General features: G+C 62.1%; 24 protein-coding genes and 1 pseudogene. 12 read left to right on the top strand and 13 right to left on the bottom strand.

All coding sequences use genetic code 11. The features are described from left to right. Positions 1–301 (top strand): aldo/keto reductase (locus AC1DVM_RS17160; RefSeq protein ID WP_477256285.1); only part of this gene is annotated, 301 nt, incomplete at its 5' end. A 438-nt stretch (positions 302–739) separates the two neighbouring features. On the opposite strand, the gene AC1DVM_RS17165 is transcribed toward AC1DVM_RS17160, so the two are convergent. Then, positions 740–2,497, bottom strand: a complete 1,758-nt coding sequence (locus AC1DVM_RS17165) for an adenylate/guanylate cyclase domain-containing protein (RefSeq protein ID WP_477256287.1) — start codon at positions 2,495–2,497, stop codon at positions 740–742. Between the two features lie 365 nt (positions 2,498–2,862). Here AC1DVM_RS17165 and AC1DVM_RS17170 point away from each other — a divergent pair, with 365 nt between their 5' ends. After that, a complete protein-coding gene (locus tag AC1DVM_RS17170; protein WP_477256329.1) occupies positions 2,863–3,405 on the top strand; it encodes a recombinase family protein in 543 nt (180 codons plus the stop codon). A gap of 63 nt (positions 3,406–3,468) precedes the next feature. Here AC1DVM_RS17170 and AC1DVM_RS17175 read toward each other — a convergent pair whose 3' ends face one another. Together AC1DVM_RS17175 and AC1DVM_RS17180 are read right to left on the bottom strand one after the other, a co-directional pair. Beyond that, positions 3,469–3,657 (bottom strand): hypothetical protein, encoded by a 189-nt coding sequence (locus AC1DVM_RS17175; RefSeq protein WP_477256289.1) that lies wholly within the window; start codon positions 3,655–3,657, stop codon positions 3,469–3,471. Then, a complete protein-coding gene (locus AC1DVM_RS17180; RefSeq protein WP_477256291.1) occupies positions 3,647–3,973 on the bottom strand; it encodes a hypothetical protein in 327 nt (108 codons plus the stop codon). Before AC1DVM_RS17180 ends, AC1DVM_RS17175 begins: the two co-directional genes overlap by 11 nt. Positions 3,974–4,116: 143 nt before the next feature. On the opposite strand from AC1DVM_RS17180, the gene AC1DVM_RS17185 reads away from it, so the two are divergent. The 4 genes and pseudogenes from AC1DVM_RS17185 (at position 4,117) to AC1DVM_RS17200 (ending at position 6,222) form a co-directional block, all read left to right on the top strand. Next, positions 4,117–4,269: a hypothetical protein gene (locus AC1DVM_RS17185; protein ID WP_477256293.1), complete on the top strand. Its 153-nt coding sequence runs from the start codon at positions 4,117–4,119 to the stop codon at positions 4,267–4,269. 59 nt (positions 4,270–4,328) lie between these two features. Continuing rightward, on the top strand, positions 4,329–5,297 hold the full coding sequence (locus tag AC1DVM_RS17190; protein WP_477256295.1) for an ABC transporter substrate-binding protein: 969 nt from the start codon (positions 4,329–4,331) through the stop codon (positions 5,295–5,297). Between the two features lie 137 nt (positions 5,298–5,434). After that, a pseudogene (locus AC1DVM_RS17195) lies at positions 5,435–5,677 on the top strand (helix-turn-helix domain-containing protein); the annotation flags it as partial. A gap of 146 nt (positions 5,678–5,823) precedes the next feature. Continuing rightward, complete coding sequence (locus AC1DVM_RS17200) at positions 5,824–6,222, top strand: hypothetical protein (RefSeq protein ID WP_477256297.1); 399 nt, start codon at positions 5,824–5,826, stop codon at positions 6,220–6,222. A gap of 154 nt (positions 6,223–6,376) precedes the next feature. On the opposite strand, the gene AC1DVM_RS17205 is transcribed toward AC1DVM_RS17200, so the two are convergent. Both AC1DVM_RS17205 and AC1DVM_RS17210 read right to left on the bottom strand, forming a co-directional pair. Beyond that, complete coding sequence (locus AC1DVM_RS17205; protein ID WP_477256299.1) at positions 6,377–6,571, bottom strand: hypothetical protein; 195 nt, start codon at positions 6,569–6,571, stop codon at positions 6,377–6,379. A 51-nt stretch (positions 6,572–6,622) separates the two neighbouring features. Then, the gene (locus AC1DVM_RS17210; RefSeq protein WP_477256301.1) at positions 6,623–6,847 is read right to left on the bottom strand and encodes a hypothetical protein; all 225 of its coding nucleotides are present in this window, start codon (positions 6,845–6,847) and stop codon (positions 6,623–6,625) included. Positions 6,848–7,484: 637 nt separating this feature from the next. Here AC1DVM_RS17210 and AC1DVM_RS17215 point away from each other — a divergent pair. The 3 genes from AC1DVM_RS17215 (at position 7,485) to AC1DVM_RS17225 (ending at position 10,280) form a co-directional block, all read left to right on the top strand. After that, entirely contained in the window at positions 7,485–7,748 is a 264-nt protein-coding gene (locus tag AC1DVM_RS17215; RefSeq protein ID WP_477256303.1) for a hypothetical protein, read from the top strand. A 1,509-nt stretch (positions 7,749–9,257) separates the two neighbouring features. Then, complete coding sequence (locus tag AC1DVM_RS17220; RefSeq protein WP_477256305.1) at positions 9,258–9,581, top strand: hypothetical protein; 324 nt, start codon at positions 9,258–9,260, stop codon at positions 9,579–9,581. Positions 9,582–9,923: 342 nt separating this feature from the next. Continuing rightward, positions 9,924–10,280, top strand: a complete 357-nt coding sequence (locus AC1DVM_RS17225; protein WP_477256306.1) for an HNH endonuclease — start codon at positions 9,924–9,926, stop codon at positions 10,278–10,280. A gap of 321 nt (positions 10,281–10,601) precedes the next feature. Here the strand turns inward: AC1DVM_RS17225 and AC1DVM_RS17230 are convergent, their stop codons facing one another. The 4 genes from AC1DVM_RS17230 to AC1DVM_RS17245 all read right to left on the bottom strand — a co-directional run bounded on the left by AC1DVM_RS17230 (position 10,602) and on the right by AC1DVM_RS17245 (position 13,011). Further along, positions 10,602–10,856 (bottom strand): ABC transporter substrate binding protein, encoded by a 255-nt coding sequence (locus tag AC1DVM_RS17230; protein WP_477256308.1) that lies wholly within the window; start codon positions 10,854–10,856, stop codon positions 10,602–10,604. 23 nt (positions 10,857–10,879) lie between these two features. After that, positions 10,880–11,155: a hypothetical protein gene (locus AC1DVM_RS17235; RefSeq protein WP_477256310.1), complete on the bottom strand. Its 276-nt coding sequence runs from the start codon at positions 11,153–11,155 to the stop codon at positions 10,880–10,882. A gap of 342 nt (positions 11,156–11,497) precedes the next feature. Then, positions 11,498–12,253 (bottom strand): Arm DNA-binding domain-containing protein, encoded by a 756-nt coding sequence (locus tag AC1DVM_RS17240; RefSeq protein WP_477256312.1) that lies wholly within the window; start codon positions 12,251–12,253, stop codon positions 11,498–11,500. Positions 12,254–12,600: 347 nt separating this feature from the next. Beyond that, entirely contained in the window at positions 12,601–13,011 is a 411-nt protein-coding gene (locus AC1DVM_RS17245) for a hypothetical protein (RefSeq protein ID WP_477256314.1), read from the bottom strand. A 312-nt stretch (positions 13,012–13,323) separates the two neighbouring features. On the opposite strand from AC1DVM_RS17245, the gene AC1DVM_RS17250 reads away from it, so the two are divergent. Continuing rightward, positions 13,324–14,796, top strand: coding sequence for a sensor domain-containing diguanylate cyclase (locus AC1DVM_RS17250; protein ID WP_477256316.1), 1,473 nt, complete (start codon positions 13,324–13,326; stop codon positions 14,794–14,796). Positions 14,797–14,803: 7 nt separating this feature from the next. Here the strand turns inward: AC1DVM_RS17250 and AC1DVM_RS17255 are convergent, their stop codons facing one another. From AC1DVM_RS17255 to AC1DVM_RS17270, 4 genes are all read right to left on the bottom strand, one after another. Next, positions 14,804–16,051, bottom strand: a complete 1,248-nt coding sequence (locus AC1DVM_RS17255; RefSeq protein ID WP_477256317.1) for an NAD(P)/FAD-dependent oxidoreductase — start codon at positions 16,049–16,051, stop codon at positions 14,804–14,806. A 124-nt stretch (positions 16,052–16,175) separates the two neighbouring features. Beyond that, positions 16,176–16,883, bottom strand: coding sequence for an outer membrane protein (locus AC1DVM_RS17260; protein ID WP_477256319.1), 708 nt, complete (start codon positions 16,881–16,883; stop codon positions 16,176–16,178). Positions 16,884–17,389: 506 nt separating this feature from the next. After that, a complete protein-coding gene (locus tag AC1DVM_RS17265; protein WP_477256321.1) occupies positions 17,390–18,109 on the bottom strand; it encodes a phasin family protein in 720 nt (239 codons plus the stop codon). 36 nt (positions 18,110–18,145) lie between these two features. Beyond that, positions 18,146–18,526: a phasin gene (locus AC1DVM_RS17270; RefSeq protein WP_477256323.1), complete on the bottom strand. Its 381-nt coding sequence runs from the start codon at positions 18,524–18,526 to the stop codon at positions 18,146–18,148. 198 nt (positions 18,527–18,724) lie between these two features. Between AC1DVM_RS17270 and AC1DVM_RS17275 the strand changes: the two genes are divergently transcribed. Next, positions 18,725–21,724, top strand: a complete 3,000-nt coding sequence (locus AC1DVM_RS17275) for a sensor histidine kinase (RefSeq protein ID WP_477256325.1) — start codon at positions 18,725–18,727, stop codon at positions 21,722–21,724. A gap of 78 nt (positions 21,725–21,802) precedes the next feature. Further along, a partial coding sequence (locus tag AC1DVM_RS17280) for a CoA-binding protein (RefSeq protein ID WP_477256327.1) occupies positions 21,803–22,119 on the top strand: 317 nt, incomplete at its 3' end.

Consider the following 22,119-nt stretch of genomic DNA (forward strand, 5'->3'; position numbering starts at 1 on the left):
CCCGCGCTTCAGTCGCGAGAACATGGCCGCCAACGCCTCGCTCGTGAAATTGCTGGAGGAAATGGCGACAAATAAGGGCGTGACGGCTGCACAGCTCGCGCTTGCCTGGGTTCTCCACCAGGGGGATTTCATCGTGCCCATTCCCGGGGCGCGGAAGATCGCACATCTGGAGCAGAACGTCGCCGCTGCGGAGATTGCGCTTTCGTCCGACGAGCTTAAGACGCTCGGTGACATGCTGGCGCCGGAAAAATTTGCCGGCAAGCGCTATGGGGATGCAGCCTTGTCTCTGACCAACAGATGAGTCAGGGCTTTCCCCTACGTGAAGCGGGTGTTCGCCATTCACATCTCTTAGGGCCACAACGGATCAACCTCAGTCTGGAGTGGGACCCGAGGTCGGCAAGCGGTAAGTTCGCATTCTAACAACTGGGGTCGGAGTGATGCTTATCCTCGCGTCGCTGTTGGTGATACGTGCGGCTTGCTTAGCTCTGTTTGAACGTCGGCCGGCGGCTACATCCCTTGTGCAAGTGGAGCTACTTCGACCTGTCCCACCGCCGCAGCGGGTTCGGGTGTTGAGGCGCCCGAATGGAATGTTCGCTTAGGGTCTAAAAAGGCCTTTAAGCGCGGCACCGTTGGGTTCCGCGCCCCTCGATGCGGAAACTCCGACAAGGTCTGACTCGTGCCAACTGCGGCCATCCAGCGCCCGGCCGGCACCGAAGTCCAGACAGACGGTTTCGTCGGCTCAGGCCTCCGGCACGCCGAGCTTGCGCAGGTCGTCGGCGATCCGTTCCAGCGCGTCGGGGTCGAAAACCATCGCCTCCTTGAAACTGGCAATCGTGAAATTGGGGTAGGCTGCCGTCAGCGCATCGCGCGACGCCTTCGCCTCCTCTTCCCGCCCGGCGGCTAACAGCGCCGGGGCGAGATTGCGGTGAATCCAGAGGGCGTTCGGCCGCTCGTGGAGCGCGCGCAGGAACTCGTCGGCCGCTCTCGCGGGGTGCCCCGCGACTTGGAAGGCCGAGGCAATGCCGACATGATTGTTGAAGTTCATCGGATCGAGGGGGCTCAAACGCAGGGCGCGCTCGAAATACGCGTGTGCCGCCTCCGGCCGCCCGGAATAGACCTCCAGCCAGCCGAGACGGCTCAAGGCCCAGGCGGCGTTCGGGTCCAGTGCAACGGCGCGCTCGAGCAGCACTCGTGCAGTGCCAAAGTTGCGCGCGAATGTGTGGACGGCGCCCAAAACTGCCAGGATCAACGGCTCGTCGTTCGACAGCGTCGCGGCGCGCTCGCCGAGCGACAGCGCCCGTGTCTTGGCATCGTTCACATTCGTGACCCAGGAATAGACGGATCGCTGTGCCCAGCACCACGCAGCCAAGGCAAGCGCCAGCGGGTAGTCGGGATCGATCTCCAGAGCCTTGTCCAGCAGCGCGAGCGCTCTTTCCGCCTCCTGCTTCTCCAGTGCCCAAACACGCGGCATCGCCCGCATTGTGTAGCCGTAGGCGCCTAGGTCCTGTGGCCGCTTGCGCCGGACCCGCTCCACCTCGGCCAGCCGAATCGATGGCTGCAGCGCGCCGGCAACCTGCTCGGTGATGCGATCCTGCAGCTCGAAGATGTCGTCGAGAGCGCCATCGTACTTCTCTGCCCAGATGTGCGCACCGCTCACCGTTTCGATTAGTTGGACGGTGATGCGCACGCGGCCACCGGCCCGCTGCACCGCACCCTCGAGGATATAACCGACGCCCAGTTCGCGTCCGATTTCGCGCACGTTCCTGTGCCTGCCCTTGTAAGTGAAAGCCGAGTTGCGGGCGATGACGAAGAAGCTACGGATTCGAGAAAGCGCCGCCGTGATCGACTCGACGACGCCGTCCGCAAGATACTCCTGCTCAGACTCGCCAGACATGTTGTCGAAAGGCAGCACCGCAATCGAGGGCCTCTCCGGCACCTCACGCGCCTCCTCCCCGGTTGCACTCGTCGTCCGAGCTCCACCTCCTGCTGCCGACCAGCGGAAAACCCGCACGGGAGAGGCGATGTTTTTGAGGCTCTGTTCACCAGCGTCAGTGAAATGCACGTCCACACGGGTGGCGGCATGCTCATGGGCCGTCGCGCTGAGGACGACCTCGCCAGGACCGGCCACCTCTTGCAGGCGGGCGGCGACGTTGACGCCGTCACCATAGATGTCGCTGCCTTCGATGATCACGTCGCCCAGGTTCACGCCGACTCTGAGCTCGATCCGATGCTCCGGCGGCGATTCCCGGTTCCGAGCTGCCAGCGCGCACTGGATCTCGACGGCGGCGTTCACGGCATCAACGACGCTTGCGAACTCGACGAGGGCGCCGTCACCCATCAGCTTGACGACGCGACCGCGATTCTCGGCGACGATGGGCGAGAAGACGGTTCGCCTGATCTCGATAAGGTCGCGTAGTGTCCGAGCCTCGTCAACGCCCATCAGGCGCGAAAAGCCCACGACATCGGCGGCCAGCACCGCCGCGAGACGTCGCTGCACCTTTCCGCTTCCCGATGTTGCCACGTATGACACCCTCGCTCGCGCGACCTCACGACGCCAGAGTAGTTCGCCGATGCGGCACTGACAATTGCCGCTCTCCGCGGTTCTCGAAGTTGCTGAACGGCTTCTACGGCCATGGACAAACCGCCGCCTCGGATTCGGAGCAATGACGGCCGCGGGCGGCTGTTCGAAAGCATCGTCGAGACGATTGGCGATACACCCTGCATCCGTCACGTCTCGCATAGGTGTACCCCTCAGAGACATGTTGATGAGACGGAAAACGTGTCTCAATAGAATTGACAATCGTATTTTGAGACGTCATGAAAAAAGGGTCTAGATGCTATTGGGACATTAAGGGGCTGGATATGACGAAGTTCGGTTATGCGCGGGTCTCAACGACCGATCAGGATTTGACGACGCAGATCGAGGCTTTGAATGCGGCAGGGTGTGAGCCGATCCGGTCTGAGAAGCGCAGCGGGACTTCCCGAGCTGGACGTACCGAACTCGATACTCTCTTGGCCTTCCTCCGTCCCGGCGACACCCTTGTCGTTACGCGCATTGATCGCCTCGCTCGTTCCGTCGGGGATCTACAGGACGTCGTCCGGGAACTGAGAGCAAAGGGCGCGCATCTGAAGGCGACCGAACAGCCGATTGACACCTCCACGGCAGCCGGAAAGGCGTTCCTCGACATGCTCGGGGTCTTTGCAGAATTTGAAACGAGCCTTCGGCGGGAACGGCAGATGGACGGAATTGCCAAGGCCAAGGCTGAGGGCGTCTACAAAGGCCACAAACCGAGTATCAACGGCGACCTGGTGCGTACCCTTCACGCGGAAGGTGTAGGGCCATCTGAGATTGCCAAGCGGCTTGGGATAGGCCGAGCATCCGTGTACCGCGCTCTCGTTCAATAGGACGTCTATTAGCGCGTTCTCGACTCGGCTCACCGGCATTTCACCTCGTCCTTGTACTCACCCCTAGAACTTGGTGATCGAGACCGCGTCTTTCCCGACTTCGAACCGGCAATCGTGATCCTCGGCCATCTCTTGCAGGCATGCCACGCCAACCGGTCCACGGCCGAATTCCTCAACGATCTCGTCTCGATTGAGTTTCAGCACGTCGCCGGACTCGAGCGCGGCGATCCGTTCGACAATGTCAGCCAGCATGGTCTTGCCCCCTTGAAGCGATGCCGTGGTAGCCCTGCCCGCCCCAGGACTTGGCATAGAGCTCGCTGACGTTGACGTGAATCTTGATGGCGCGCCGTCCACAGTGTGAGCAGCGGAGCCGCAGCGCAATGTCGGGAACCGGGAGCGAGGGGGGCAAGGCGGCGAGCGGGACCGGGGCGCCATGCCCGCAGCCCACCGCCTCGCAAAAGGCCGTGACGGTGCGAAAGCCCTGGGCGAGCTGGCCGGCGACGGTCGGCGGTTCGATCTCGCGGCCGTCCGCCTCATAGGCCCGTCGCGGATTGCGCCCTGGCTTCATGTCCAGCCCCACAAAAACGGGTTCATAGTGGTTCACCCGCGACGATCAACACCCCGGCGATTGCAGGCGGCAAGGGTGGCCCCTCAGTGACCGTATCGCGCCGACTATCAACATCGAGGGTGGATCACGCGGACCAGACGCCGATGGCGAGCGCGCAACACGATCTCGTCGACCGCATCATCTGGCTTTGCCTGCTCGCGCTTCTCGTCCCGGCAACGCGGGTGACGCTCGCTCGCGACGCAACCCGGAACCTCCCAGAGGCACGCAACCGCCAGTTATGTCAGAATGCGACGTGAGCGGCGCTTTCGGTGGTGAAGCGGAGCAGATATGCTGCGTGAGGCGCAAAGGAAAGCTCATGAGAAGGCGGGAATTCATTGGGTTTGCCAGTGGCGCGCTGGCTTTGGCCGCTCCATGGCGCGCGGCTGGACAGGCGGCATCTCGCACGTATCGGATCGGTTTCCTCTCCCCCGGCCAGCTTGCGCCAGTGAATCCGGTGTTCGACGAACTGCGCCGGCACGGGATCGTCGAAGGTCGAAATCTCACCATCGATCGGCGTGATCGGAATGCCGGATACCAGCAGCTTGCGGCCGCGGCCCTGGAGCTGGTCCGAACCAGCCCCGACGCCATCGTTACCGCCGGTCCCGAGGCAACCCGTGCAGCCCAAGCAGCGACGACGAGCGTCCCGATTGTTGCCATCACCGACGACATGGTCGGTGAAGGCCTGGCCCGCTCCCTGGCGCAACCGGGAGGCAATACGACGGGCATCAGCCTGCTCGCATCGGACCTCGACAGCAAACGTCAGGAGCTGCTGATCGAACTCACTTCAGGCGCGCCTCGGATCTCGGTGCTGGCCGATACACGGACCACGGGTCCTCAACGGCTTCAAGCCCTCGCCGAAGCCGCGCGAAGCCGGGGCGTCATCCTTCTGGTCCACCGCGTCGAAAAGGGCGAAGAGATCGGACCCGCGATCGACATGGCGAAAGCCGAGGCAGCTGCCGCGCTCAACGTCCTGGCCTCTCCGCTGCTGCACGCCTACCGCCACGACATCATCCGGAAGACCGCCGCACTGCACATCCCCGACATTTACCAGTGGCCGGAGACTGCGCACGAGGGTGGATTGCTGGGATATGGACCGCGTCTCGACGACGTCATGCGTCAACTGGGACGCCAAATCGTCGAAATACTGGGCGGAGCCAGTCCAGCCAATCACCCGATTCATCAGCCCACGAAACTTGCGCTGGCCATTAACCTGAAGACCGCAAAGGAGATCGGCCTCACTATCGCGTCATCGCTGGTTATTCGCGCCGACGATGTGATCGAGTGAGACGGCGTGAGTTCATTGGGGGAGTTGTCGCAGCGACCGAATTTCCGGCTGCTTATACCAGGGGCGCTGGCATCTGACTCTCTAGGCGATTCCCCTCGCTCGTGAAGCGGGATTCCTTGGCGAAGGAGGATTCGGCCATGGGATCGGCGGTGGTGGTTCGGGCGCACTATTCGGCGGCGGAGCTTCTGCGGCTGGCGCGGAGGTCGAAGGACACGCGGCAGAGCAGCCGGCTCTTGTCGCTTGCGGCGGTGCGCGACGGCATGAGCCGAGCGGAGGCGGCCAGGATCGGCGGCATGGACAGGCAGACCCTGCGCGACTGGGTTCATCGCTGCAACGAGGCCGGGCCAGACGGCCTTCGCGACTCCTGGTCGAGCGGCCCCCGGGTCGGTGGGGTATCGCTTCCTGTCGGAATTCACTGCCTCCTTGGCTGCGCGCGACAAGGGCATCACTCGGGAGTAGAATGGACAGAGTAGCGTTCCTGACGCTCTCACGAGCGCCGCCAGCCCGTTATGAGGGAAAGCGGCCTATGTCACTCAAGCTTGAACTCTTTACAGCAATTGCCTTGGTCTGTTTCGCGCCGCCCGCCGAATCGCACGACATCTACTCGCCCTTGAAGGACCGGTTGGGGAACCGTTGTTGCGATGAGACGGATTGTCGTCCGACGCCTTACCGGGTGACACCGACCGGCGTGCAGATGTTCGTCGAAGGTGAGTGGATCGCCGTGCCAGATTACACGATCCAGTATCGGGCGCTGCGCGGTGACACGGGTGAAACAGCCGGGGGGCATTGGTGCGGGCGTATCCAAAACGGGCGTGGCCAAGGAATGGACTATGCAACCCACTGCGCGGTCTTGCCGCCCAACGCCGCAGCGATTTTTAGGCCAACGTTTGCACTCCGTGAGGGTCATATCGGGACTGTTCCATAAAGGGCGTTCCGCGAATTACTCGGACTCCCGCGCAGGTTTTCGGGTGCGCGATTTCAACCGCAAGAGGATGGCGCGAACATGCTCCTTAACTCGTGCGGCTTGCGCTTCCCCGATCAGGGTTTCCCGGCACTCGGGGCCTCTGCCTTCCGATCCGTCATGGCGGCTGGTCCCGGCTCTGGTCGGGCTCCGCAGCCTGCCGTTCCGCCATCTCGGCCCAAGCCTCCCACTGCCGGGCTTGGGCTAGAAGCTTCTCGCGCACGTTCCAGGGCAAAATCCGGTTCGCCCGTGCCCGGGCGTCCTGGGCCAAGCGACGATACTCGGCTGCCTTCTTGTCCGCGCTGAAATCCATCACTCTCCAACAAGCGTGGAAGGTTCGAGGTTCATAAAGAGGTGCTGCGAATTACAGCGGCGGCCAGGCAGCTCCGAGTCGATGGCGGAGTTCATCCGGCGCGCCGACCGGATCAGGCGGCACCTCAAGCCATGCAGCGAGACGGAGCACGATTTCGAGGTCGATCCACGCCCGCCAGGCGCCGTCGAAATAGCAACCGATCGTCCAGCCGATGCCCGGCGAGAATAGAAGAAACCGTCGTTCCTCATCAGCCGCGAGATACATCGGGCGGGGCATCCGCGCGCCCCGGCATCGAAGGCGTCGAGCTTGTCCGCCACATGCTTGGGGAGTGTGTGGTCGAAACCGCGATAGCACTTCCGGTCTGTCCATTAGCCCCCCAGCCCAAGCTAGCGATCACTCGTGCGATTTCCATGATAACCTTCGCCGCCCCATGACTTCGCGTAAAGCTCATTGACGTTGATGTGGATTTGATGCCCCGACGGTCGCCGCAGGCGGTGCAACGAAGCCGGAGTGCGATGTCTGGAATTGGAAGCGAGGGCGGAAAGGCAGCGAGTTCAACCGGCGCGTTACGCCCGCAGCCGGCTGCTTCGCAGAAGGCCGTGACGGTGCGGAATCCCTTCGCCATCTCACTCCCGACGGTGGGCGGTTCGATCTCGCGCCCATCCGCCTCATAGGCGCGTCGCGGATTGCGCCCGGCTTCATGTCCAGCTCCTCACAAAAACGGGTTCATAGTGGATCACGTCTGACACTTGATACCCTCTAGGTCGGCCGCCGGAGGGGCCGCAACCGATCTTTTTGCGATCGGCCGCGCGGATCGCGAACACCCCTTCCGCCGAATTGCGTTGTTAAGATTTGCTTCGCTGCGTAGCGTAATGCTTGGCTCCAATTTAGGGGCCAGACGAGGGAGGACTTCATGCCGACCGTAATGGCCCATCACGATGTCAAAGACGCGATGCACTGGCTCGCCTCACCGAAGCGGAAAGAGATCTTCGAACCGATCGGCGTAACGAACATTCGCACGTTTGTTGACCCCCAAAAGCCGAACCACGTGGGCTTAGTTATGGAGGTCGCCGACATGGACCGGTTGGTGGCCTTTATGAAGACGAAGCCGGCCGCCGATGCGATGGAGCATGACGGCGTGTTGCCAGAGACCTTGGTCATCCTCGTTCAATCATAGCGAGCCCGACGTCTCACGCGCGACGCATTCGGTCGCGCGTGAGAAATTCAAAATTACTTCGTGATACCTCAACGCGACGAGCGCCGGATCTGATGAAGAAAGGTCGCCGCCCTTTTGCGGCGTCCCCGCATGGGTGCCAAGCGTTCGATTGTCACCAATAGGGCTGAAACCCCTGCCGTCCAGCTTGTCGTTGTCGCAAGTATAAACCGGTCTTCCGGGCGGGTCTTTCGAGCGGCTCAGACTGACTCTGTACTCGAGCGGACCTCTATCAGCCGGAAAGACCTTGCGAACACTTCCAAAAGACACGGCATCCGATTCCATAAAGGGGTTATCGGAATTATGCAGGTTCGCCCAAGGGCGTGCGGGTTCGCCTCTTCAACCGAGATAGGACAGCGCGAACATGCGCTCTAACCCGTGCGTCATAGGCTTCCGCGATCAAGGTTTCGGCGTTGAGCGGGGGGTGAGGGGATTCAGCCATTCGCTCCGCACTGCAGGCGGGAGCGCAGGCTCTCAGCCGCCGACGCCTGTGAAGCGCAAGTCGGCGATCTCTAACCATACGGCTGCGCCAGAGCGGATGCTATGCTGATACATGGACCATTCCGGAGGCATTACCAACGAGGTCATAAAGGCGCTTATCGGAAATTACGCAATTAGCCAGCGATTATTGCACTTGCCCCTGATCGGCGTAGAATTTTCGTCCCCAACACGTGTGGGAGGGTTCCATGCGACGGGTTCTGCTTGGTTTGTTGGGAATGATGGCGGCGGGTGGCACCTGTGCCGAGGAGTATGGCTTTTCAGCCCTCATACAGGATACGTATCCAGATCAGACCATCATCCAGTGTGACGGGCCGAGGAGCACTGGGCGGGTGCCAAAACGCTGCACGTTGCTTGAACGGGCCATTGCGTACCCGAACCATCAAATGCCTCGGGGCTCTGCCTTTGCATACCCGAACCCTCAAATGCGTCGGCACTCTTACGGAGTGGCTTGTGCGGCTGGGCATCCGATTGAGTTTCATCCCAACGGCACGCTGGCCGAGTGTGTGCTGGACGCTGAGCAGCCGGTGGATGTTACCGGTCTTGGCTTCAAGATACCCTTAGGGGACTGCAAGGGGCTCGTCCACTTCGACAAGGATGGCCGGGTGGGGTGCTAGCTCTTGTAGAGTTGCCGCTCGGCTCCATAGAGGGTTATGGGAAATTGCCGGACAATTTTCACGCGCCCGCGAGCGACTATGTATTGGGGTGGGCGGGTCGTTCGGCTAATCTCCAGATTTTCACCCCCGCCGATGCCGAGGTCGGAGGATGCTGCCATAGAGTGGTCGGGCTACGAACAGTTCTTCAGTTCCAGACGAAGACATTCAAAACCAATTCGCGATCTCCACATTCGCCGCGTGCCGGGAACCGGCTTTGCACCCCCACCGATCCGGCTGACCGTGGCAAAGCGCCATCTGATAGGCCCTGTGAAAGTACGGTCCCCTGTGCTGTGATAGCGTAGACCCTTGGGAGGCAGTGATGGCCTACGTCATGTTTCAGTATGACCGTCCAACCGACACGTCGCATTGGAACGAATACAACCAGCAGGTCAGGAATTGGATTACTCAGCTTCTGCAAATTTCTGGGGCCGTGTCCTTTGTGGGCTATCGCACGACTGATGTAACAAGTCCGGACGCGATCACCATGCTGGAGTTCCGAACAGTTGATGATGCTCGTAATGCGATCTTTTCTGAACAATTGAAGGTTGTTCTTGGGGAATTGCGGTCAGTCGGCGCGCCTGCCGAAGTCAGCATCGTCGAGCGCTCGCCGTTCACGCCGGAACCGATCCGAGCGTCGGCCTGACAGACGCTCGTGGTGCGTCCTGAAGTTCCCAAGGCGCTTTTTATCGTGGCCCTTCTCCTTGGAACCTTGTCCGTCCTTCTCCATGGCATGGCGTGGTATGCCCGAAAACGTCTCAGAGGCTCGCTTAAGATTCCGCTCACCGAAGAAGCCGAAGAGGTGACGCACAGGTGGGAAAGGCGCGCAGCTCTCTGGCATAAGATCGGGCTCGCGATGTCGATTGTCTCGATCCTCTGCGTCGCCGTGTGGCTTTTCTCGTGAATGTCGGCGTGACGACATCGGAGGGACCGGCCCGAGAAGCACCTGCATTCGCAGCTATCGAGCGGTCGGGAAGTCCGTGAAAAGGTGTACGCCGAGGCACTGGCCCAAGGGAAAGTGATCCTCCCCCATATCGAAAGCACTTGGGAGTACAAGCTTTCCGCTTCTCTGGATCACTATGTCCCTGTCGCCGGCAGCGGCACTCATACTCTCGACAATCTGTTCTGCTGCTGCCTGCAGTGCAACCAGCCAAAAAACGGCAGCTCTGCTTATGAAGAGATCGCCCGAGAAGTCACTCTTGGGCAGTGGCGGCACGTGACGTTTGATCCTCCGCTGTCAATCCAAGAGGTCGGCAGTCTGTGGCGCTACTATTTTTTGTTGATGTTGACGATTACAATGTGCCGCAATGGCAACCTTCACATCCTTTCATGGCGCGCGCCATAAGAGGATGACGACCGATTTTTTGTGGTTTTGCCTCGTCGCGCCGGCGTTGGGACCGAAAATTTCAACGCATTCGCCATTCGGTCGCAGCCGACCGCAAATCGATTGTTGCCCTGGCCCTCCAACGCCCCGTTGGATGTGCTATTCGTCCCAAAGCCGCTGATTCTGTATCTCTTCCGCGCTCAGGGTCGCGGTCAGGCTCACGTTGAGGTGCGCGGAGGCACCTCCGTGAGCCGCTATCCCTGACTGGACGGGTGATCAACCGGCAGCTTCCATAAAGGCGCTTATCGGAAGTTCGGAGAGGATGTTCTCCCCGGCCAAACCTTACTCGAACACCTCGTCGGCACGGGCCAGAAGCGTGGTCGGGATATCGAGTTGGATGCCTTTTGCGGTCTTCATGTTGACGGTAAGTTCAAACGTCTCCGGCCGCTCGACTGGCAGTTCCGAGGCCTTTGCAGCTTGCAAGATCCGGGCCGTGAGATAACCAAACCGCTCGACGCTGGCGGCGAGGTTGGGCCCGTAGGAGAGCAGACCACCCGCCTGTACGAACTCGGTCCAGCCCGACAGGGTCGGGATCATTTGCGGCGTATCAAGTAGGCTCGTCAGACGATATTAAACGGATCATCAAATACGAGCCGCCCGTTAAAGGGTAAAATAGCTGCCTCAATGACATCCTGCTGATAGGGCAATCCAATTGCCAAGATGTTGGCACTCTCGCCATTCGCGTGGAACAGCACAAAGTTCGATCCTTGTTCCTCACCCAGGTCCCCAGCGATGAGGTCTCGGCTATCCATATTTCGAAAGTATAGTAGATCTTCCCCCGCGTCGAAGTTCCTCAGGATAGCAATATTGGTGGTGAGACTTCCGGCATCGAACACGAATACGTCCGTTTGGCCATCAGTGCCGTAGAACTCCTCGACTCAGGCAATCGGATCATCCACGAGCAGATTGATCCCCGGTAGGTGCTCCGCGGCATCTGGTGCATGCTGCAGGACCGATACAAGCCCTCTCTCGGACATCTTCACGGTCTCTCTCCTTAGTGATCCCTCCGCTACAGCCTTTCATGCCGTTCCGGAACCAACAACAGTGCAAAGGGGCCGACCCGCGCGAAGTGAGTAATCCTTCCTATGACGGAAGCGTTTGTTTGTTCCCTAAACGCGTTACCAGCCGCTCGCGGACCCCTGCCGCCCTATCGGCTGGCGCTAGCCCAGCCCGCGCCTTCAAAAAGGCAGCGGGTGTGCCAGCCCCTTGCGCCGGCAGAACAACAACAAGGGCCGCTGCTCGTCGCCCACGGGCGCGGTTTGCATCGGTCGTGGAGATCCACGAGTGGTCATGCGCTTGCGATCCTTTGCCGCCACCGGGCGACCGAGAATGATTCGGGCGGTCGCCGGGGCGGTTCGGGCTGCTCGGCATTCGACTTCACCGAGCCGCGAATGACCTGAAAGATCCTCCCTCGCTTTCGATGGCATCCGCCGAGTCGTCGATCGCGACGCGAAGGGGCCATTTTCCTCGGCGATTTCGCCGAGGTCGACCGCCACCCAAGCGCGGTTGATCTTGTGGATCGGGGTACCATTCAGCGGTGCCCAATGACGGTTGAGGTGGCGTTCCACCTCCATATAGCTCCGAGGTTTCAGGCGGGCCTTGGTTTGCTTCAGGTAGCGCTCTACGATTCGCTCGAAGGTGATCGCGGCGCGGGCCTCAGCCTCTTTCTTCTCGGCGTGGGGATCGCTGCCGAGATGGACCCTCGCCAGTGTTTCTTTGGCACGCTTGCGGGCCTCGTCCAGTGAGATAGTATTCATTCGACCAAGCGTCTCGCGCTTGGTCTTGCCGGCAACGCGATACTGCACCACCCACATCCTGCTGCCACCTTCATTGATCCGGAGTCCGAAGCCGGCGAGGGCTTCATCCCAAAAAATGATGTACGGCTTTCCCGGGGGAGGGGTGAGTCCCGTAATGGATTGACGTGTGAACCGCATACTGACCTTTCCGGTAAGCCAATGGTAAGCACTCTGGTGATATCATTTGACCGACAGTGATCGCGTACGTTTGAGGTATGCGAAATAAACCAAGAAAAACAAGGCTTATGATCACGTTGGATCGCTTATGATCGATGAGAACTCCGGATTGTGGATCTGGGGGTCCCCCGTTCAAGCCGGGGCGGCTGTACCATTCAAATCAGCCACTTGTCCCGAATCGCCATGACAGGCCGGCCCGCGCCAGAGCGCGCGCGGCCTTGGCGTCGGATTACACCACCTCGAACCGATCGCCGACGGCGTTCGCGGCGGAGGGGCTCCGATTTCCGGTGCCTCGCTCCGGTGTGCGCTCACTCGGCGGGGCTGATCCCCGCTACGGATTTTGGCGATCCCGAACCGACGGGTCTGAATACGAAATACGCGAAGAGCAGCATTGCCCCGAGAACGATGATGGTTCCCACGCCGGCCATCGGGTCGAATTCCGTATACCCAAGGTGYAGAGCCGCCACCGCGATCGTCAGAACGACGGTGCCGATGGACCACGCCGCGACCTGGATCAAGGCCAGCCGGCTCGTGTCGAGCGTCGGGCGACGCTCGTAATACATGCCGAACAGAAACAGCGACACCCAGCCGAGCAGGTTGAGGTGAGCGTGGGCCGGCATGATGGAATGGTCCTGGGAGACGGCCATGCCGATCCCCATGGACATTCCCGCGATTACGAACAGCACGGCCAATCTGAAACTGAGCGACGACGCAGTCATGACGAGATCCTCCCCGGTTGGTCTACGGCCTGTTGAAGTGGCGGTTTCGACAGGCGCTGCCTGGACCCGCCCGCGTCGAGTATGGGGCAACACTCTCACAAAAGACAAGAATTCGCAGCGCCTGCCAGGCCGTTTTGGCTTGGAAAACCCGACGATGTCCGCGGATTGCGACAGGGGGACGGGGTGACAGGCCGCTCTTCCGCAAGGTAACTTGGGGGAGCCGTCCGAACTCCGAACGCGGCCACGGCTTAACGCTGAGCCTCTCTCGTCACGAGGCGCGGACACTTCTCCTAAAAATGTGCAAGGCTCCTCATGCGGCGAACCGAAGATCAGTCAGATGCTCCGTCACCTGCGGAGCACGATACGTATGCGGAGATGTTCGATCTCGCGCCCGTATCGTTGTGGCTGGAGGATTACAGCGGAGTTCGGCAGCTTTTCGATGCCTGGCGACAACAGGGCGTCACGGATTTGCGCTCCTTCCTGCAGGCGGATGTGGCAAGGGTGCAGGCCTGCTCGGATCGCATCCGGGTCATCAAGGTCAATCGCAAGACMCTGTCGCTATTCGAGGCGAATGACCTCTCGCACCTCGTCGCCAATCTCGGGCAGATCTTCCGCAATGACATGCTCGACACCCATATCGGCGAGCTCGTGCAGCTGTGGCAGGGCGAAAGGGAATTCTCCAGCGACACCGTCAATTACACGCTCACCGGCCAACGGCTCGACATCCAGCTGCGCGGACGGCTTCTGCCTGGGGCGGAGAAGACGTGGGATCGCGTGCTGGTCGCGATCGAGGATGTGACGGAACGCGAGATGGCGCGCCGCAAGCTGGCGCTGAGCGAGGAATACGCCCAAGGCCTCTTCGAGCATTCGCCGATCTCGCTCTGGGTCGAGGATTTCAGCGCCATCAAGAAATTGCTGGACGAGGCAAGGCATCAGGGCATCCGCGACTTTCGGGTGTTCACCGATGTGCATCCCGAATTCGTCGATCGCTGCATGAGCGAAATCCGCGTGATCGATGTGAACCAGCACACGCTCGAATTGTTTCACGCGCCGGACAAACCGACGCTTCTTCGTCGCCTGCGCGATATCTTCCGGGACGACATGCGCCCGCATTTTCGCGAGCAGCTCGTCGATCTCTGGGACGGGAAGATCTTTCAGCAGCGGGAAGTGCTGAATTACTCCCTCGACGGCGAAGAGGTCCATGTGCAGCTCCAGTTCTCCGTCCTGCCCGGGCATGAGCAGGATTGGTCGCTGGTGCAGGTGGCGCTCACCGACATTACGGCGCGCAAGAAGGCCGAGGCTTATCTCGAATATCTCGGCAAGCACGATGTGCTCACCAAGATCTACAATCGCTCATTCTATGTGGATGAGCTCAATCGGCTGGAGCGGAAGAGCACTGCGCCCCTCACCATCATCGTCGCCGACATGAACGGCTTGAAGGCGGCGAATGACCAGCTCGGTCATGCGGCCGGGGACGACCTGTTGCGACGGGCCGGGGAAGTCTTGGCGAAGATCATCGAGCGGCCCGCCTGCGCGGCGCGGATCGGCGGCGACGAATTCGCCATCCTGCTGCCGGGGATCGATGAGCGCGAGGCGGTGGCGATGATGGAAAACATCGAGAAGCTCACGGAGCTCAACAACCAGTTCTATTCCGGGCTGATCCTGAGTTTCGCCATGGGCGCCGCAACGCGGGAGCCCGGCGAGCGGCTCGAGGATGTGGTCAAGCGCGCCGATCTCAAGATGTACGAGGCAAAGCGCGCCTATCACGCGAGATCGCGCGACTGAATCGGTTTTAGCCGACAGCGTCGCGGTCCAGCGCAAAGTCGTCGAACCACTCGCGGTTCTCGTCGGCGAGAGTCGCGATGAGCATCCGCGACGCCATGTAGCTGAACGTGATGCCGTTGCCGCCATAGCCATAGGCGGCAAAGAAGCGCGGCGCTCCCGGCACACGCCCGATCAGCGGCAGCCCGTCGTCGGTTTCGCCGAACTCGGCACCCCACATGGTGTCGATGGCATAATCGGCGCGAGGCCAGAGATCCCGCATCTTGTCGATCAGCTTCTCGCGCTTGGCTCCCATCAGCGCCTCGCGCTCGTCGGGATCCTTCGTCTCCTGATCCTCCCCGCCGATCAGGATCCGGCCTTCCGCCGTCGTGCGGGCATAGATATACGGGTCCGAGGCTTCCCACATCAGGACCCGGTCGCGCCACAGGTTCTCGGGCGGCTGGGCGCGGGTCGCCACGCACCAGCTCGAAACCGTCTTGTGAAGGCTGGATGTCACGAAGGGCGGCATCACGTAGCCGGTGGCCAGCACGGCGTGCTTCGCCTCGATCGATCCGCCGCCCTCGAGCGTCAGATGGACCGCCGTCTCGCTCGAATCGTAGGATACCACCTCGTCCTCCACCAGCGTCGCGCCACGCTCAATGGCAATGCGCAGCAGACCGAGGGACATCTGGAGAGGATCGGCTTCCGCCGAACCGGGCGAGAGGAGCGCCGCCGGACGATCCATGCCGAACGCCTCGATCAGTGCGCTTCTGTCGAGAAGCGTTCCCGGAAGCGCGGCGCGATGGCGCAAGTCATGCTCCTGCGAGAGCTCGCCGTAGCCGTGTTCGCCGGCGCCGAGAAACAAGGTGGAGCGGGGGGTATAGGCGCAGGCGATGCCAAGGGCGCCGACCATCGTTCCGAGATCCTGGACGGCGGCCTGGCTGCGGCGATAGATCGAGGCTGCTTTATCGGCCCCGTAGATCCCTGCGAGATCGGAAAGGGACGTGTCGATTTCCCATTGCAGCATCGCCGTACTGGCCGCGGTGCTGCCGCGACCCGGCATGAATTTGTCGACGACGATCACATTGTAACCCGCGCGCGTCAGCGCCTCGGCCGCGAGCGAACCCGTGATCCCCGATCCCACCACCACGACGTCGCACCGGACATCGGAACGCAACGCAACCCGCGGAAACGGGGATCGATCGATATGCCAGGGCGGAGACCCGGAACGGAGTTCGCGCTTGTCGTCGGACAATTGTTCGGGATCGGTGGCTGGCATGGGCGCTCCGGGGAAGGCCCCCTGTAACGCTGCCGAAACGTGACCGTTCCGCCGAGAGAGCCGCGCACGAACAACAAAAAGGCCCGGTGTCGCCACCGGGCCCGATCGCATGGTTTGTGCCGGATCAGTTGAACTTGTAGTTCAGACCGGCCTTGACGACGCCGAATTCCGTGTCGCGGCGATCGCCCTGGACGGCGTTGACCGCATAATTGTCGCGCGTGTCGAGGTTCACGTAGGAGCCTTCGACCTTCGCCACGATGTTGTTGGTGACGGCATATTCGACGCCGCCGCCGAGAGTCCATCCACCGTTGGTGCTGTTGCCGCGATGACGTCCGATCGCCGGGTCGAAGGCGTTGTTTCCGCCGATATCCCCGTAGGCGAAGCCGCCGGTGCCGAAGATGAGCGCGCGGTCGAACGCGAAGCCTACACGGGCGCGCAGCGTGCCGTAATAGCCGTCGGAATTGCCTGAGTAGTATTGGGCATTATACGACGAGCCCTTGTTGCCCACGGCGGCGTATTGCAGGTCGGCTTCGGCGCCGAGCACGAACATGCCCATCTGATAATTGTAGCCGGCCTGTGCGCCGCCCACGAAACCGCCGTTGCTGTTGCTGCCGACATATCCGAAAGCGGGATCGTAATAGCGGCTGGTGCCCGTGCTCCAGCCATAGCCGGCATTCACACCCGCGTAGAAGCCGGTCCAGGTGAAGACCGGCATGGCATCATAGACGGGGGCGGGCGCATAGCGCGACGGCATGTCGGCGGCCTGGGCCGTGGATGCGACGAGCGCGAGAGCGGCGGTGGCGGAGAGCAATCCGATGAAAGTGTTACGCATGACTGTGTTCCGTACATTAGATCGTCGGGGAGGCGAGAATTCGTAGGCTGTCATCGCCTATCGCCTCTATGTTTACTCCGCCGTACCTCTATAGCGCAACAATATTGTATTACGAAAGATCGCTATACTTTATCGAGTGTGAATTTTACTTTCCGGTAACCATGGTGTCCGCCCGCGATTGACCCTGTGACAGTGGGCATGCGGAGATCACAGCGACCGACAGGCCTCGAACCACCGAAGAGACGAGACACCTTGGCCCCGCCCCTAGTGGCGGGGCTCTTTCGTTCAGAATGCGGTTGAAAGGGGGTGGTCGGGATGCGCCGTTAAACGCGACGTTGCCGTCCGGATCGTCCAGTAGTCCCGAATCCGGTCGGTAGGGGCGTTGTCGGAACGCGCTGATCGGCAAAACGATGGGGATGGGGGAGGGGGCTTGGCCACGCATGGCCAAGCCGAAGTTTTTTGGAAGTGTTCCGACAAGCAGTGACTGACGTCGAACTGCGTCGCAACTAGCGCTTCAGGTCGGACATCGCCGAACTCAGGGGCTCCACCGTCTTGGTGAACCAATGCGCAGTTGTCTCGGCAATGTCTTTCCACTGCGCCGAGGCCGTCTCGTAAGCCTGGCGTGCCCCGTTGCTCTGGAGGCGCAAAACGTCCGACAGATGCGGGGTGGAAACGGCGTTCCGCCAGAGATCGAGCGCCGCATGGCTCTGGGTCTGAAGAGCCTCGATGACCTTGTCGTTGACGGCGAGGGCACCGTGGGCGGAGGCGGTGACGGCCTCTCCCATGGCTTGACGCAGCGCCGCGGCCTTTGGGGCGACGGTGGATGCGATTGCCTCGACGGGCGCTGCTACCGGCGGTGTGACGATCGGCTGGACCTTCACCTCGACGGTCGCCGGCGCAGACACAGGCGCGACAACAGGTTTCGCCGCAGCAACAGGCGTGGGCGCGACAACGGGTTTCGCCGCAGCCACGGGCGTGGGCGCGACAACAGGTTTCGCCGCAGCCACGGGCGTGGGCGCGACAACGGGTTTCGCCGCAGCCACAGGCACGGTCGCGACAACAGGTTTCGCCGCAGCCACAGGCGCGGCGACAGGTGCCTTGGCGACGACAACCTCAGCCTCGGGCTTCGCAGCCTTCGCATGGGGCTTAACGCTTGCGGCGACACTTTTCAGGGCGGCTGGTGCCTTGGCGACGCTCTTGGCGCCGCCTTTCTTCATATCAACCATGTCATTCCTCCTCGGGAAGCCTCAGGGACCTGCGGCTTACTTCTTGGAAGGGGTGACGGGCTTCATGGCGGATTGCGCCATCGAGCCGAATTCCTTCATCTGGGTCTGCATGGCCTCGAACTGAGTCCGGACGAACTCGCTCTGGATCTGCATCGCTTCCTGCACGTCTTTCGCGCGGACCATCTTCTGGGCCAGATCGAAGGCGGCCGTGATGTTCTGCTCGGCATAGGTCAGCGTCTTGCGGGTGGCATCCTTGGCACTCGACTGGACCGTCGTGGCGGAGCCTTCGAAGGTGTCGACCGTTTTCTGCGCGGCGCCCATGAAACCGTCGATGGCCTTGCGGGCCTGCTCGACGCTCTTTTCGGCCAAATCGCGCATTTCAGCCGGAATTTCGTAGCCGGGTTGGTTCGTCGCCATGTCGTCTCACTCCTGGTTGGGGGTCGTTGTGCAGTGCAATATCACATTGTGCGATGCAAAATCAAATCAATCCCTACCCATTAAGGTTAGCACGAAGTAAAAGGCTTTAGGAGCACAACCCCGCGCCTCTCGGCCCGATTATGCTTTAGAACGCTTCCTCTCAGATGGTTTTCCTATCGGCTAGGGTCGAGGCCCCTCATGATGGACGCTCCGGACCAGTTTCAAATCTTGATATCTCGCCTCGGCGAGGACCCGGCCCTTGGCAAGCTTCTTGGGCCGGAGGCTGCCGTGCTGATCTGGGACCACACCGGCGGGAATCTCCTCTGGGCCTCCCCTGCGGCCGCCCACTTTGCCGCCGCCCTGATGGATGACAGCGGACAGCTCAATCGCAACGCGCGGGCTCGGCCACGGCTCGAGGCCCTCGCCGGTGGCCTCGCGCCGGCCGACGGCATCCGCCTGGAGCGTCTGCTGCTCGACCCGGCCCGCCTGTCGCCCCCCATGACCTGTGCGTGCCGTCTTGCGGCCCTGCCGGACGGCACGAGGGTGCTCGTCACGGTGGTGGTCGGATCGCTTCCCAAATCCGCCAAGGTGATGCCGACGGCCAAAACAGCGGCGCGTGCGGCGACAATCGCGCCAGTGCCGCCGGCCGCTGGCCCCGGGGGCCATATCCGGTTTGTCTGGCAGGCGGATCCCCAGGCCCGTTTCATCCACGTCTCAAGCGGACTTGCGGAAGCCGTCGGACCGATGGCGGGCGATATCCTGGGCCGCGCATGGGATGAACTCAACGGTTCCGTCGTCGAAGATCGCGACGGGGACGTCGCCGGCCTATTTGCCCGCCGGGAAACGTGGAGCGGGCGAAGTGTCCATTGGACCGTCGACAACAAGCGCGGCCGAGTGCCGGTCGAATGGGCCGGAATGCCGATCTTCGGCTCGGAGCGCGAACTGGTCGGCTTTCGCGGCTTCGGTCTGGTCCGAAAGGCCGCGCTTGCGGAGCTCGTGGACGAAGTGGTGGTTCCCGAGGCGTCGCCGGCAGATACCCTTCAGGAGAAACCGGCCGCCATTGCCGAAAGCCAGGTCGAGGCCGCAGAGGACGAAATCGAAGAGACCGTCATCGAGATCGAACCCGACGTACCTGTCGTAGCGGAAGAGGCGCATCGGGAACCCGTTTTGGCTGTCGCCGAGGAGGCCGAAGATCTGGAATCGCATCCACAGCCGGAGGGGCCCGAGCCAGAGCCCGAGCCGGAGCCGGAGCAGCCCGAGCTCACGGACGACGAGAAACTGTTCGAGCAGCTTCGCGAAACCGTCGCGGCCTCCCTCTCCGAACCGACCATCGAAATTTATGGCCACGGCGCGATCGATAGACCCTCCGAGCGAGCGCCCGCGCCGACCCTTCCCAGGCAGGCCGAACCGCAATCGGGCCTTTCGAACACCGAGCGCCACGCCTTTCGCGAGATCGCCCGCGCGCTCGGCGCCCGGTTCGAAGCCGATCCGGTTCACGACCAGGAAGCCGGCTCCGCCGAAAAAGTGGTGCCGTTTCGCGGCCTCGCGCTGGTTCCCGAGGTCGCCGCTGAGCCGGACGAGGAAAGCGACGTTGCCGCGGCGGCGGAGCCAGAACCGGCCGAAGAAAGCCCTGCCGACAAATTTGCAGCCCCCGAGGTCGCGGCCGGGGACGTGCCCGACCGCACGCCGCCGGCAGACCTTCCTGAAGTCGGAGACCACGACGGCGCTGAGGCGATTGCCATCGATGGGGAAGCGCTTCTCCGTCGGCTGCCCATGCCGGCTCTGGTCCGTCGGGGCGATCATGTGGACTTTGCCAACCGGGCATTCCTCATGCTTGCCGGCTACGACGATCGCGAGCACATCGCCGCGGCCGGCGGGCTGCCCCGTCTGTTTGGAACCACCCCGCTTTCGGCCGGAGGGGCGATCCTGTCGACCCGTCAGCACCATTCCGTTCCGGTCGAGGTGCAGATCGGTAGCGTGGAGTGGAACGGCGCCAATGCGGAACTCCTGCTCGTCCGGCCCTTGCCGGAGGCGGATGCCTCGCAGCGCCTCGAGGCAGCGGACGCGGATCTGCGCGTCAGGCAAGGCCGCATCCAGGAACTCGAATCCATCCTCGACACGGCGACCGACGGCGTCGTCGTCCTGGACGAGACCGGGCGCATCCTGTCGCTGAACCGCTCGGCGGAGGCCCTGTTCGGCTATAACCAGAGCGATGTGGTGGGCGACGCCATCACGGTCCTGCTCTCTCCCGAAAGCCACATCGTCGCCCTCGACTATCTCGAGGGTCTGCGCTCGCCCGGCGTCAGAAGTCTTCTTAACGACGGCCGCGAGGTTTTGGGGCGCGTTCGGCAAGGCGGGGCAATCCCGCTTTTCATGACCATGGGGCGTGTCAGCGACGGCCCGGACCGGAAGCTTTGCGCGGTGCTGCGCGACATCACGCCATTCAAAAAAGCCGAGGGCGAACTGGTCGGCGCCCGCCGCGCGGCCGAACAGGCCAACGCGCAGAAATCCGATCTCCTCGCCAAGATCAGCCACGAGATCCGCACGCCCCTGAATGCGATTCTGGGCTTTGCGGAGGTCATGCTGGAGGAGCGGTTCGGGCCCATCGGCAACGATCGCTACAAGGAATATCTCAAGGACGTGCACGCCTCGGGCGCCCACGTGATCAGCCTCGTCAACGATCTTCTGGATCTTGCGAAGGTGGAAGCAGGGCGGATGGACCTGTCGTTCACGAGCGTCAGCCTCAACGATCTCGTGTCCAACTGTTTCACGCTGCTGCAGCCGCAAGCGGCCCGCGACCGCATCGTCATGCGCACGAGCTTTGCGACCAAACTTCCCCCGGTGGTGGCGGACGACCGGTCGTTGCGCCAGATCGTGCTCAACCTCGTCTCCAACGCCATCAAGTTCACGGATGCGGGCGGGCAGGTGATCGTCTCGACGGCGCTGACCGATCGGGGCGAAGTGGCGTTCAGGGTTCGCGACACCGGGATCGGCATGAACGACGAGGAGGTGCAGGCCGCGCTGGAGCCGTTCCGCCAACTTGCCACTTCGCGCAAGCGTGGCGGCACAGGTTTGGGATTGCCGCTGACGAAAGCGCTCGTGGAAGCCAATCGCGGCGCGCTGCAGATTTCGAGCCAACCTCACGAGGGCACTTTGGTCGAGGTAATCTTTCCGCCCACGCGGGTGCTGGCCGAGTAATGCTTGCTCATTGACCCGGGCGGCGTCGTCGCCAATTGCAGGTCGTGATCTTGCGCTCCGCAGGACATAAGGAAGGCCATGTCGACCTATCGTCTCGATAAGCTTTTTTCGCCCCGCTCCATCGCCATCGTGGGCGCGAGCCCGAAGGCAGGCTCGTTGGGGCTGACCTTCCTGCGCAATCTCGACGCCAGCGGTTTCGAAGGCCCGATCTACCCGGTCAATCCGCACCATCGCGCCGTCGAGGGAAAGGCCTGCGTCGCGGCGCTCGGCAAGCTGCCGGAGATACCCGATCTCATCGTGGTGGTGGTGCCGCCGCGCAACGTCCTCGAAGTCATCGACGAGGCCGGGCGGCTGGGCGTTTCGGCTGCCATTGTGGCCACCGCGGGGCTCGGCCG

Source organism: Microvirga sp. P4_A5, from assembly GCF_056402495.1.